The organism is Acidocella sp. (assembly GCF_027352905.1).
In the GTDB taxonomy this organism is placed as follows: Bacteria; Pseudomonadota; Alphaproteobacteria; order Acetobacterales; family Acetobacteraceae; genus Acidocella.
On record NZ_DAIEIF010000029.1, the window covers coordinates 24,168 to 36,973 of the forward strand.

Consider the following 12,806-nt stretch of genomic DNA (forward strand, 5'->3'; position numbering starts at 1 on the left):
GATGCCATGAATAAAACCGGGCTGGATCATCTGCTGCGCGAGGCCGCCGCCAAGGGACGCGTGGCGGGGGTGGTGGCACTGGCCGCCGACCGCAACGGCCCGATTTACGAGGCGGCCTTTGGCGAGCGCGTGCGCGGCGGCGGCGTGGCCATGACGCTGGATACGGTGTTTCACATCGCCTCGATGACCAAGGCCATCACCGCCGCCGCCGCGATGCAGCTGGTGGAGCAGGGAAAAATCTCCCTGGATGAGCCGCTGGGCCGGCTGCTGCCCTATCTGGATCAGCCGCCCGTGCTGGAAGGGTTCGAGGCCGCAGGCCAGCCCCGCCTGCGTCCGGCTCGCGCGCCGGTCACGCTGCGCCAGCTTCTCACCCATACGGCCGGCTTCGCCTATGATATCTGGAACGCCGATCTCAACCGCTATCTCAAAGCTTCGGGACTTCCCGGCGCGCGGTCGGGACGGCTCAAGGGGCTGGAGCAACCGCTCGCCTTCGAACCGGGAACGCGCTGGGAATACGGCATCGGCATAGACTGGGCCGGGCGGGTGGTCGAGGCGGTGAGCGGCCAGGATCTCAATTCCTATGTCCTGGATCATATCCTCCGCCCCCTGGGCATGAAGGATGCGAGCTACGTTCCGGACGACGCGCAGGCCGGGCGCGGGGCCGGGCTGCATGTCCGCCATCCGGATGGCACGCTCTCCGGCCAGGATTTCCGCAAGCCGAGCTTTCCTGAATTTTTTCCGGGTGGCGCTGGCCTCGTTTCCACCGGGCCTGATTATCTGCGTTTCCTCCAGGCTTTATTGGCGGGCGGCGGCGGGGTTCTGCGCCCGGAGACGGTGGCGATGATGCTGCAAAACCAGATGGGCGCGCTCGACGTGCTGCCGCTGCGCACCGCCGAGCCTGGATTGTCTCATGATTTCGAGTTTTTTCCTGGCCAGCCGAAGAAATGGGGGCTGAGCTTTCTCATCAATACCAAGGCGGTGCCCGGCCGCCGGGGGGCGGGCAGCGCGGGCTGGGCCGGGCTGTTCAACTGCTATTACTGGCTCGACCCCGGCGCGGGTGTGGCGGGGGTGATGCTGACCCAGAGCCTGCCCTTCGCCGATCCCGTTCTGCTCGACCTGTTCGGTCGATTCGAAGCCGGGGTTTACGCGGCCTAAACCCCCATCCAGTCACGCAGCCGGTACCACCAGGAGCCCATGACGGTCAGCGGCACACGCAGGCGCTGCCCGCCGGGGAAAGGAAAATAGGGCAGGCTGGCGAAGACGTCGAAACGCGATGGATCACCCGTCACCGCCTCGGCCAGCAGCCTTGCCAGCAGATGCGTGGTCGTTACCCCATGGCCGCTATCGCCATGGGAGAAATAGACGTTCGGGGCGAACCGCCCGATTTGCGGAAACCGCGTGAGGGTGAGGGCGAAATTGCCGCTCCAGGCGAAATCGATGCGCGCTTCCTTGAGGCTGGGAAAGGTCTTGTGCATCAGCGGCAGGATCTTGGCGCGCACGCTCTCCGGATCATGCCCGCCATAGACGGTGCCGCCGCCATAAAGAATGCGGTTATCGGCGGTGCGGCGGAAATAATCGAGGAAGAAATTGCAATCCTCGACGCAGAGATCGGTGGGCAGGAGGGCGGCGGCCTCCTCGCCCAGCGGCTCGGTCGTCAGCACCTGGGTGGAAACGGGCATGATCCGCCCTTCCAGCTCCGGTAGCACCCCGCGCAGATAGGCATTGCCGCAAACCAGCACGGTCTTGGCCCGCACCTCGCCCTGCGCGGTTTTCACCGCCACCGTCTCGCCCGGGGTGACGGCGGTGACCGGGGAATTCTCATAGATCGCGACGCCTAAGGATTCGGCGGCCTCGGCCTCGCCCTGCACGAGGTTGAGCGGGTGCAGATGCCCGCCCTTGCGGTCGATGAGACCGCCGACATAACGCTCGGTTTTCACGTGGCGTTGCAGCCCCGCCTTGTCGAGCAGTTCGAAATCGCGGAAGCCGTACTCCCCCCAGAGTTTCTGATGCCGCTCCAGCCCGCGCAGCTGGGCGTGGTTGAGCGCGGCAAAGAGATTGCCGGGCTTGAGATCGCATTGAATGTTATATTTGGCGGCGCGGGCGCGGATGATGTCGCCGCCCTCGCAGGCCATGGCGCCGATCTTGCGGCCCGCCGCCTAGCCATAACGTTTGGCGATGACATCGAGATCGCGGGAGTAGCCATTGACGATCTGGCCGCCATTGCGGCCCGAGGCGCCGAAGCCGATTTTTACCGCCTCCAGCAGCACGGGCCGCCGGCCACGCTCCGCGAGCTCCAGCGCGGCGTTCACCCCGGTGAAGCCGCCGCCGATGACACAGATATCGGCCTCGATGCCGCCCCGCAGCGGCGGTCTCGCATCCTTCCGGTGCGCGGTGGCGGCGTAATAGGAATTCACATGGTCAGTCATTTTTATCCGGTCCCATCAACATGACGGCGAAGATCGCGCCCAATACGCTCATGGTGATGACCATGAGTCTGATCCGGTAGGCTTCCGCCCTGGCCTGGGCCAGCGCCTCCTGCCGCATATGCCGCTCGGCGGCGGCGACGCGGGCCGCCAGTGGCCCGGCGTCATTGGCGACGATGGCGGCGGTATCCGGGTCCACGGCGTTTGGCAGCGCGGCGATCGCCGCCTGCGCCGCGGCCGGGTTCGGCGCGTCCCGCACCTTATCCAGCGCCGCCTGCTGGTGCAGCAGATCCACCAGCGGGGCGGGAATGGAGAAGCTGGCGAAGCAGCCGATGAGAGCCGGCAGCAGGAAGCAGCACAGCATAAAGCCGATGCGGGAGGGCGAAACCTGGCGGGCCATGCCGCCCCGCATCAGGGGAAAACGCGCCGATGTCAAATGAAAGGATGGCGGCCGGTCAGGCGGCGGTGGCGGCCTGCCGGGAGGCCGGGCCGACGGGAGGATCGTCCGGCGGCGGTTTCAGCGCCGCCAGCAAGGCCTGGCGGAGATGGGTCAGCTTGCGCTCGTTTTCCACCTTCATGCCGAACACGTCCTTGACGTAAAAGACGTCCACGGCGCGCACGCCATAGGTGGTCACATGGGCGGAGGCAATTTGCAGCCCCTCCGCCGAGATCGCCGCCGTCACGTCGTGCAGCAGGCCGGGCCGGTCCCGCCCGTTCACCTCGATGACGGTGTGGCGGTTGGAGGCGCGATTATCCACCACCACCCGCGGCGGCACGTGGATGGCGCGGGTGCGGCCCGGCACCAGACTCTTGGCCGCCTTGCGAATCTCCGCTGCCAGTTTCAGCCGCCCGGTCAGCGCCTGTTCGATCACGGTGGAGAGCCGCGCCAGACGGTGCGGGGATTCGAAAGGCCCGCCGCTGGCGTCTTGAATCCAGAACGTGTCGAGCGCCATGCCGTTGGTGAGGGTGTGAATCCGCGCATCCACGATCGAGGCGCCGGCGATGGCGAGAGCGCCGCTGATGCGGCTGAACAGCCCGGCATGGTCGGCGGTATAAACCACCACCTCGGTCACGGCGCGCTCGGGCAGGGGTTCGGTCTGGATGGTGAGCGGCGCGTGGCGGGCATCGGCGTCCCGGATCATGCGGGCATGACGCTCGATGCTTTCCGGGTCGAAGCCCAGCCAATAGCTCGGATAGCCGAGGGAGAGAAATTCCTCCAGCTCTTCCGGCCGCCAATCGGCCAGCATCGAGCCGACGATCTCCTTCACCCGGGCGATGCGCGCGTCGCGCTCCGTGGTGGAAAGCCCGCCCTCCAGCACCTCCGCCACGCGGGCGTAAAGTTCGCGCAGTAAGGTGGCCTTCCAGCCATTCCATACTTTGGGGCTGACCGCGCGGATGTCGGAGACGGTGAGGATCAGCAGCAGGCGCAGCCGCTCCGGGCTCTGGATCGTATCGGCGAGATCGAGAATGGTCTTGGGATCGTCGATATCGCGGGAGAAGGCGGTCTGGCTGAGCAGAAGGTGGTGGAGCACCAGCCAGGAGACCATCTCCGTCTCCTCCTGGTTGAGGCCGAGCGCGGGGCAGATGGTCAGCGCCAGGTCGGCTCCGAGCACGGAATGATCCCCGCCCCGCCCCTTGGCGATGTCGTGCAGCAGGAGGGCCACGTAAAGCGCGCGGCGCGATTGAATCTGGCCGATCAGCTCGGAGGCCACCGGGGCGACATCCTTCAGCCGCCCGGCCTCGAGATTATTGAGGTTGCGGATGGCCTGGATGGTATGAACGTCCACGGTATAGACGTGATAGGTGTCGAACTGCATCTGCCCGACGATGCGCCGCCAATCCGGCAGATACCGGCCGAGAATGCCGCTATCGTTCAGCACCGCCAGCCAGTCTGCGGAGGCGCGCTGGGCCGCCGGCATATCCTCATCGCCGCCGCAGAGCAGGTCGAGAAACAGGGCGGCCGCCTGCTTGTCGCCACGCAATTCCGCGCCGAGTGGGGCGGAACGGATCAGCGTGCGCCAGCCCAGCGGATGCAGGGAAAGGCCCCGGTTACGCGCCTCGATCAGGATGCGGAAGATCGAGGTCGGGTCAGTGGCCGGGTCATGACCGGGGGCGAAGAGAATCTGCCCGTCCGCCAGCACGAAACCGGCGCTGACCAGCGAGGCGTCGGCGGCGGGGGCGATGGCGGGCGGGCCCAGCGAGGCGCGGATCAGCGCGGGCTCCAGCACGCCGGTGACCCGCGCCACCTCCCGCACCACGAGAAAATAATGGCGCATGAACCGCTCGACCCCGTTCTGGCGGCCATGGCGGGTATAGCCCATGCGCGCCCCCACCACCGGCTGAAGATCGAAGGTCAGCCGCTCTTCCGCCCGGCCGGAAATGTAATGGAGATGAAACCGCACCGTCCAGAGATATTCCCAGGCGCGCTTGCAGGCGCGCGCCTCGGTGACCGTGAGGATCCCGCCCCCCGGCGCGTCCGGCCCCACCAGCTCGGTCATGGCGAAGGTATTGAAAACGTAGCGGGCGAGCCAGTACAGCGTTTGCAGATCGCGCAGGCCGCCCTTGCCCTCCTTCACATTGGGTTCGACCATGAAAGGCGTCTCGCCGAAGCGCTTATGCCGCGCCGCGCGCTCGGCCTGCTTCGCCTGGATATAGGCCGAGGGGCCCTCAGCGGCGCAATCGGCCCGGAAGGCGGTGTGGAAATCGGCGAAAAGGGCGCGGTCCCCGGCGAGGCAGCGCGCGTCGAGCATGGAGGTGCGGATGGTGGCGTCGGCCTGGGCCTCTTCCAGGCATTGGGCCAGCGTGCGGGTGGCGTGGCCAACCTTGAGGCCGAGATCCCAGAGGAAATAGAGGATGAATTCCACCCCGGCCTTGAGCGAGGCGGAGGGCGAGGCGCTGGTGAGAAACAGCAGGTCGATATCTGAGAACGGGGCGAGGGTGGCGCGGCCATACCCGCCCGTGGCGGCCATGGCCAGCCGGTCCTTGGCCGCCAGGGGCAGGATGCGCAGCGTGTAGGCGTAGAGCCCGCCCAGGAGATCATCCATGAGCCTGGCGTGCAGCCGCGCCGCTTGCAGACCGTTGAGCCCATCCGTTTCGAAACAAGTCTGCACGTGAGCCTGGAGGCGTCCCAGCTGGCGGCGGAAGGCGGCGAGTGCCTCATCGCGCGGCGGCGGGGCGTCCGCTTCCAGCAATTCGGCCAGGGCGGCGGCGATGTCGGGCAGTTTCCGGGCGGAGGACATGGGTAACAAGCTAGATCAATCCCAGACAGGAAGGAACGCGGGAACACACGGATCAGCCCCTGCTTTCCATGGGATCGGCGAGGACTTTCCGCGCCTCGTCGCGCAGGCGGTAGAGGCTGGCCAGCGCCTCGCGCGGCGAGAGCGCGTCCGGGTCGAGGCGGGCGAGGCTCGAGAGCAGGGTATCGCGCGCCTCGTCCTCCGGCGGGCGGGAGCCGGCCGCGAAGAGGGGGAGAGGCTGGGCCGCCATCTGCTGGCGTTCGGCGTTTTTCAGCAAGGCGTCGGCGCGGCCCAGCACCGCCTCGGGCACCCCGGCCAGACGGGCCACGTGCACGCCCCAGCTTTTTTGCGCCGCGCCCGCCACGACCTCATGCATGAACACCACATCCCCGCGGAACTCCTTCACCCGCATCGTGTGGGATTTGAGGCGTGGCAGGGCTTCCGTGAGCTGCACTAGCTCATGGAAATGTGTGGCAAATATGGCGCGGCAGCGATTGCCGCCATGCAGGCTCTCCAGCACCGCCTGGGCGATGGCGAGGCCGTCGCGCGTGCCGGTGCCCCGGCCGATTTCATCGACGATGACGAAGCTGCGGGGACCAGCCTGATGGAGAATGGCGGCGGTTTCGGTCATCTCGACCATGAAGGTCGAGCGCCCGGAGGCGAGATCATCCGCCGCGCCGACACGGGAGAACAGACGGTCCACGAGGCCGAGCCGCATCGCCTCGGCGGGCACGGGCAGCCCGGCCTGGGCCAGGACCACCAGCAGCGCGTTCTGGCGGAGAAAGGTGGATTTGCCCGCCATGTTGGGGCCGGTGAGCAGCATCAGGCGGCGGGCGGAAGAAAGATCGCAGTCATTGGCGATGAAGGCGGCGCCGGGCGGCAGGGCCGCCTCCACCACCGGGTGCCGCCCCGCCCGGATGCAGAAAGCCTCGTCCTCGCTGAGGTCCGGGCGGACATAGCGGCCCGTGGCGGCGAGATGCGCCGCGGATTGAAGCACATCCGCGAGGGAGAGCGCCCCGGCGCAGCGGGCCAGCGCCTCGGCCTGATCCAGCACCTTCTGAACGAGCCAGGAGAAGACCAGCCTCTCCCGCGCGGCGGCGCGGGCGGCGGCCTCGGTGATGCGCCGGTCGAGATCGGCGAGCTGGGGGTGGGAAAAGCGCGCGCCATTGGCCATCCCCTGGCGCAGCTGCAATTCCGGGCGTTCGCGCAAGGCTGCCACGGCCCCCGCCGGGGCTTCCAGCACATAGCCAAGCTGGGCGTGATGGCGGATTTTAAGGGCGGCGACGCCGTAATGCTGGGCGAGTTCGGCTTGCAGCGCGGCGATGACTTGGCGGGTGTCGTCGCGCAGCCGCCGCTCGGCGTCGAGTTCGCCATCGAAACCGGGGGCGATGGCCCCGCCTTCCTCCAGGCGCAACGGAGCGGGCTCGGCGAGGGCGGCTTGCAGCGTGGCGAGCAGCTCTGGCGCCGGGGTGAGGGCGGTGGCGGCCTCCTCCAGCAACGCCGCGCCCGGGGGCAGGAGGGGCGCCAGGCTGGCCGCAGCCTCCAGCCCGGCGCGGATGGCGACGAGGTCGCGCGGGCCGGCGCGGCCGATGGCGATGCGGCCGAGGGCGCGCGCCATATCCGGCACGCCGCGCAACGCTGCCCGTACCGGCTCCGCTTGGCCGGAATCGCGCAGCAGCACCCAGCCCTGTTGCCGGGCGAGAAGCGGCGGCAGGGTATTGAGCGGGGCCGTGATCCATTCCGCCAGCAGCCGCGCCCCGGCCGGGGAGACGGTGCGCTTGATCGCGCCCAGCAGGCTGCCCGCCTCCGCCCCGCCCCGCGCCGCGGCCAGCTCCAGGCTGGCGCGGGTGGCGGCGTCCATGGCGAGCCGCCCGGCCAGCCCGGCGCTCACCGGGCGGGCGAGGCGCGGCGTCGCCCCCATCTGGGTCGCCTGGATATAAGCGAGAACGAGGGCGGCGGCGCGCGCCTCCGCGCCGGAAAAATCCCCGAACGCGTCCAGGCTGGCGGCGCCAAAGGCGCGGGCCAGCTCCCGCCGCGCTATCGCCTCGTCGGCGGTGGAGGCAAGGGCGAGGCGCTTTGCCTCCACCCGCCGGGCGGCAAATGACCCGAGGGGAATGTCCGCCGGGGCGAGAATTTCCGCCGGATCTAGCCGCCCAAGAATGGCGGCGAGCCCCTCCGGCCCGGCTTGCTCGGTTTCGAACTGGCCGGTGGAAATATCCGCCCAGGCGAGGCCAAACCGGCCCTCATGCGTGACGATGGCAAGGCAGAAATTGGCCCGGCCGGCCTCCAGCAGCGCCTCCTCGGTTAGCGTGCCGGGGGTGACGAGCCGCACCACCCCGCGTTTGAGCGGCCCCTTGGCGCCGCGCGCCCGGGCGGCGGCGGGATCTTCCAACTGCTCGACGATGGCGACCCGGAAGCCCCGGCGGATCAGCCGGGCGAGATACATCTCCGCCTGGACTACCGGCACGCCGCACATCGGCACCTTCTCTCCCTGATGCTGGCCGCGCGCGGTGAGGGCGATATCGAGCGCGGCGCTGGCGGCCACGGCATCGGCGAAGAACAGCTCATAAAAATCGCCCATGCGGAAAAACAGGAGCGCGTCCTCATGCTCCGCCTTGAGAGCGAACCATTGCGCCATCGCCGGCGAGGCTCCCGCTGCATCCTTCATGGAAAGGTAATTTAGCCGCGCCCCGCCCCGCAGGCCAAGAGCGGAAGAGCGGAAGCTAAACCCCATCCGGCATGCGCCGTGGCGAGGCCGTTTCCCGCGATGCGACGAGCCGGGCGAAATCCTGCCCGCTCATCGGTTGATAAAACAGGAACCCCTGGGCTTGGGCGCAGCCATAGGAACGCAGCAACTCCGCCTGCGCCGCGGTTTCCACACCCTCCGCGGTCACCAGCATGTTCATCTGCTCGGCCAGCCGGATGATGGTCAGGACGATGGAATCGTCCCGGTCCTCCTCGCCGAGGTCACGGATGAAGGAGCTGTCGATCTTGAGCTTGCCGAAGGGAAAGCGGCGCAGATAGGAGAGGGAGGAATAACCGGTGCCGAAATCATCCAGGGCGATGCGTACTCCGAGCCGGTGCAATTGGCGCAGCGTTTCCTCGGTCGGGCTGCCTGATTCCAGCATGGTGTTTTCCACCACCTCCAATTCCAGCCGGGAGGCGGGCAGGCCGGAGGATTTGAGAATGCCCGCGATGAGGGGAACAATCCTCGCCTCGCCGCTTTGCAGGGGGGAGAGATTGACGGCGACGGTGAGCTCAGGCGGCCAGGCGGCCGCCTCGCGGCAGGCCTCGCGGAGAACGAACTCACCGATCTCCTCCATTATTCCCCCTGCCTCGGCAAGGGGAATAAATTGCGCTGGCGGAATGTTGCCGCGTTCGGGATGGGTCCAGCGGAGCAGCGCCTCGGCCCCCGCGATGCGCTGATCCACCAGGTTGACGATGGGCTGGTAGACTACCGAGATCTCGCCCCGCGCCAAGGCCTGGTGCAGAGAGGTTTGCAGAACATGGCGGACTCGCATGGTCTCGTCCATTGCCGGGTCGTAGACGCGTACCGTGCCGCGCCCGTCTCCTTTGGCGCGGTAGAGGGCGAGATCGGCATTCTTCAAAAGTTGAGTGGGGGTGGAGCCGTCAACCGGCGCCATGGCGATGCCGACGGAGATGCCGATCTGCAGGGTCTGGCCGTCGAACCGAAATGGGCGGCTGACCCTCTCGATGATGCGGCCGGCGACGGCTAAAGCCTCATCGATGTCCGTGGTGAGGACGATAATGGCGAACTCATCGCCACCCAGCCGCGCGGCGATGTCGAAGTCGCGGATGCAGCTGCGCAGCCTCTCCGCTACGGTGACCAGCAGGGCATCCCCCATGGCATGGCCGAGCGTGTCGTTGATGGCCTTGAACTCATCGAGATCCATGCAGAGCAGGGCGAAACCCGCCTCATGGGCCGTCTCGCAGAATTGAGAGAGGGTTTCCGAGAACAACACCCGGTTGGCGAGGCGGGTCAGGCTGTCGTGGCGGGCGAGAAAGGAAATATGCTCCTGCTGGCGGCGCTGGCGGGTGATGTCGGAACCGACGCCATGATAGCCGCTGAAGCGGCCCTGCCTGTCGAGTATGGGCTTGCCGGTCAAGGACCAGTAGCGCTGCTCGCCGTCCAACACGACCGGGACGACGAGATCGCGGAACGGAGCGCGATCCGCGATGGCTTGCCGCAGGCGGTCCAGAGCCGAGCCCGGCAAACTATCCCGCAACGCTTCCTCTCCCAGCAGGGCCTCGGGAAACCGGCCCCGCAGGCTCTCCGCCGGGCGGCGTGCCACTTGCACCAGGCGCTGGCTGGCGGGCTGCATCTCCATTTGCGCGTTGGTTTCCCACAGCCAGTCGGAGGCGTTTTCCTCGAAGTCGCGCAGCAGCAGCCGGATAAGCTCGGCGTTTTCCTCGAGACGGATGGCGCTGATCGCCCGCTCGTTCATCCGCCGGTTGAGATAGAGGATGCAAAACCCGGTGAGCCCCGCGAAAGCCAGCAGATCGCTGATGGCGTAGATATCCGGGTTGAACAGCACCAGGCTGAGCAGGGCGCCCAGCGACATCGGCGCCCAGAAGGCGATGGCGCTGGCAGGGGGGGAGACGAGAACGGAGGTGGAGATGCTGCCGACGGCGATAGCGTAGAGCAACGCCCGCTCTTCCGCCGGGCTGGTCTGCATGAGCAAAATGACGAGGACGCCCCAAAGCACGCCCAGGCCGAAAAGGAGACCGCAGGCGACACGAAAATAACGCCGCGCATCTGCGCCTGAGGCGTCACTCCGGCGGAGCCAGCGCCAGCCATGCCAAATAATGAGGGTATATATACAGGCGAGCCCGAGCAAGACGCTGTTACGGTAAAAACCATATGGGTTGTGGCGAAAATAGAAAAAAAGGAGCCCGAGCGTGGTAAGGCCCATCACGGAAATGGCGCGGATGACGTAGCTGAAATCCCTCGCCTGGTCGAGAAACAACCTTTGGCTGAACTCTGGCGGGATATGAGAGACCAAAGATAACCGTTCAAGCATCTTACGCCACCGCCGCCGCAAATTTCCCAGCCAGGAACGGCTTTGCGTCTCGGAAGCAGAATGGGGAAACGAATCGGTCATAGGAAGGCGAGAGGCTTTTCGTGCAAAAAATAACACCCCGCGCCGGGTAAGGGACGCAACCTCCCGTAATATATATTTTTTTGGAAATTGCCACCGTTAATTGATTAATTACCGCTTGCTGGCGCTTCTGGTCATGCCAGAGTATCGAAAGCGTTTTACTTTGTAAACGCGGCGAAAATTGTAACGATAAAAAAATGTGGGTGCCTTTCATATTCATAGAGGTAAAGGCTTTATCAGAGTTTTTTTACGCCATGGACGAAGCGGAAAGAATAGCCCATCCGCCGGCCGGGTTTTACTTTGAAGTTTTTCAATCATTTATCGAGAGTTTTCTCTACATATTTTTGGGAAATTCGTTTCTACTCTCTCCCGTTTCCTCTTATAAAAAGGAGTTTTGCCTTGAGCACACTTAAATCTCACACCGCCGGGCTGGTACGCGGCGAAATGATGCGCCAATCCCCCAGCGGGCTGACGGCCCGCCTGGCTCTGGATGAGCAAACGAAAGCGGATGCCTATGCGATCCGCCATGCGAGCTATCTGGCCGGCGGCTATATCGATCCGATGCCGGGCGGCTTGTTTTCCGACGCGGATGATTTGCGGCCCAATAACCGCTCCGTCGTCATCTACCGGCACAATCGTCCCGTGGCCTCGGTGCGCATGTCGGTCTACGATCGTGATCGCGGCCTCGCCGGGTTTGACGAAATTCCGGCCTCGCGCATATTTCCAGACGAGGTGGCGGCGCTGGCGGATGAGGTAGCGACCGGCCGGCCAGCCAAATTCATCGAGATCAACCGGCTGGTGCGTCACCCGGATTTCGCCACGGATTACGAGCTGGTCTTCGTTCTTTACCGCTTCGTCGGGTTTTTCGTTGCGGAGGAAAAGGCGGATATGACGCTCTCCTGTGTGCGGCGCAACCATACGCCGTTTTATAAACGGCTTCATTTCGAGTATGTCGCCGGGCCGCGCCGCTATGCCGGAGTGAAATTCGAGACCAATTTGATGCGCTGCCCCAACTCCTCCTATGCCAACGTGCTGAAGGATATTCCCGTGGTCAATGCCGGGGCCGGTCCTGGCAGCGCCTATGCCGGGTTGCTGCGGGGCGAAACCGTGCGGGTCTTCGCCTGACCCTTCGCATCCCGCCGGCCTGGCTGAAAAAAACTCAATCATATTCACCAAAAGGTGCCAAAATGCATATCATCTCCACGAGTCTCACGATCTCCGACGCCTCCCTCTGCTTTGCCGCCTTCTCCTGGGGGGTGAAAAAGCATTTCCGCTCCACCGGTGCGATGCCGCTGGGCATGAAAATCACCAGCCTGCTCAGCTTGGCTTTATTCGCCGCGTTTCTCTGGCGCGCCGCCCAGGGCGTATCCTTCACTTGGGTCCTCGCCATCGCCTTGTTCAGCGCCTCGCTCGCGGTATTCGCGGCTGCCATCGCCGCCAGCCGCCGGACACCGCCCACACTGGCTTTTGACACGGACCGCCCGGCTTTTCTGTTGCAAAACGGTCCCTATCGTTTCGTCCGGCACCCCTTTTATCTTGCTTATGTCCTGTTTTGGCTGGGCACCGCAGCGGCAACGAACGGCTGGCTGGGCTGGCTCGCTCCCGCCGTGATGACCGCTCTTTATATCGAGGCCGCCGCGCGCGAGGAGCGCAAATTCGCCGATTCCAGCCTGGCCCAGGCCTACCGGGCCTATCGTATCCGGGCCGGCATGTTCTGGCCGCGGCCGCTGGCGCTGCTCGCCGGTTGAAAAGCCGCCTGGCCGGGGGCGCAAGACCGTCCCCGGCGTGAGGCCAACGAAAAACCCGGCCTTCGCCGGGTTTTTTTGAAAATCACAGGAAGAGCCAGCTCAGCCCTGGCGGGCCTTCATGCGCGGGTTCTTCTTATTGATGACGTAAACCCGGCCGTGACGGCGGACGACGCGGCAGTTCTTGTCGCGAATCTTCGCGGATTTCAGGGAGTTGCGGATCTTCATCACGGGTCTCGGGGTTGGAAATGGAACAATGGGTGGCCGATATGCCGCCCTGGC

Annotated in this window: 8 protein-coding genes and 1 pseudogene; 3 read left to right on the forward strand and 6 right to left on the reverse strand. The window is 65.7% G+C overall.

Translation table 11 applies throughout. The annotated features are described in order from the left end of the window. The first annotated feature begins 6 nt into the window (after window positions 1–6). A complete protein-coding gene (locus M7H45_RS04415) occupies window positions 7–1,155 on the forward strand; it encodes a serine hydrolase (protein ID WP_298215039.1) in 1,149 nt (382 codons plus the stop codon). Here M7H45_RS04415 and M7H45_RS04420 read toward each other — a convergent pair. From M7H45_RS04420 to M7H45_RS04440, 5 genes and pseudogenes are all read right to left on the reverse strand, one after another. Continuing rightward, window positions 1,152–2,426, reverse strand: a pseudogene (locus tag M7H45_RS04420) (NAD(P)/FAD-dependent oxidoreductase). The gene M7H45_RS04415 and the pseudogene M7H45_RS04420 sit on opposite strands and share 4 nt — an antisense overlap. After that, window positions 2,419–2,823, reverse strand: coding sequence for a hypothetical protein (locus M7H45_RS04425; protein WP_298215040.1), 405 nt, complete (start codon window positions 2,821–2,823; stop codon window positions 2,419–2,421). The pseudogene M7H45_RS04420 and the gene M7H45_RS04425 overlap by 8 nt, the downstream one beginning before the upstream one ends. Before the next feature lie 55 nt (window positions 2,824–2,878). Further along, window positions 2,879–5,662: a [protein-PII] uridylyltransferase gene (locus M7H45_RS04430; protein WP_298215041.1), complete on the reverse strand. Its 2,784-nt coding sequence runs from the start codon at window positions 5,660–5,662 to the stop codon at window positions 2,879–2,881. A gap of 52 nt (window positions 5,663–5,714) precedes the next feature. Next, complete coding sequence (gene mutS / locus M7H45_RS04435; protein WP_366145511.1) at window positions 5,715–8,297, reverse strand: DNA mismatch repair protein MutS; 2,583 nt, start codon at window positions 8,295–8,297, stop codon at window positions 5,715–5,717. A gap of 85 nt (window positions 8,298–8,382) precedes the next feature. Next, complete coding sequence (locus M7H45_RS04440) at window positions 8,383–10,386, reverse strand: bifunctional diguanylate cyclase/phosphodiesterase (protein WP_298215043.1); 2,004 nt, start codon at window positions 10,384–10,386, stop codon at window positions 8,383–8,385. Between the two features lie 792 nt (window positions 10,387–11,178). Between M7H45_RS04440 and M7H45_RS04445 the strand changes: the two genes are divergently transcribed. Then, complete coding sequence (locus M7H45_RS04445; RefSeq protein ID WP_298215044.1) at window positions 11,179–11,904, forward strand: N-acyl amino acid synthase FeeM domain-containing protein; 726 nt, start codon at window positions 11,179–11,181, stop codon at window positions 11,902–11,904. 62 nt (window positions 11,905–11,966) lie between these two features. Further along, window positions 11,967–12,527, forward strand: coding sequence for an isoprenylcysteine carboxylmethyltransferase family protein (locus M7H45_RS04450; protein WP_298215045.1), 561 nt, complete (start codon window positions 11,967–11,969; stop codon window positions 12,525–12,527). Between the two features lie 99 nt (window positions 12,528–12,626). Here the strand turns inward: M7H45_RS04450 and ykgO are convergent, their stop codons facing one another. After that, on the reverse strand, window positions 12,627–12,752 hold the full coding sequence (gene ykgO / locus M7H45_RS04455) for a type B 50S ribosomal protein L36 (protein ID WP_183266312.1): 126 nt from the start codon (window positions 12,750–12,752) through the stop codon (window positions 12,627–12,629). Window positions 12,753–12,806: the final 54 nt, after the last annotated feature.

Excerpts from the sequence above, each read along its gene's own strand:
- ykgO (WP_183266312.1), bottom strand. The coding sequence starts at position 12,752 with ATGAAGATCCGCAACTCCCTGAAATCCGCGAAGATTCGCGACAAGAAC.
- M7H45_RS04450 (WP_298215045.1), top strand. The coding sequence starts at position 11,967 with ATGCATATCATCTCCACGAGTCTCACGATCTCCGACGCCTCCCTCTGC.
- M7H45_RS04425 (WP_298215040.1), bottom strand. The coding sequence starts at position 2,823 with ATGGCCCGCCAGGTTTCGCCCTCCCGCATCGGCTTTATGCTGTGCTGC.
- M7H45_RS04430 (WP_298215041.1), bottom strand. The coding sequence starts at position 5,662 with ATGTCCTCCGCCCGGAAACTGCCCGACATCGCCGCCGCCCTGGCCGAA.
- mutS (WP_366145511.1), bottom strand. The coding sequence starts at position 8,297 with ATGGCGCAATGGTTCGCTCTCAAGGCGGAGCATGAGGACGCGCTCCTG.
- M7H45_RS04415 (WP_298215039.1), top strand. The coding sequence starts at position 7 with ATGAATAAAACCGGGCTGGATCATCTGCTGCGCGAGGCCGCCGCCAAG.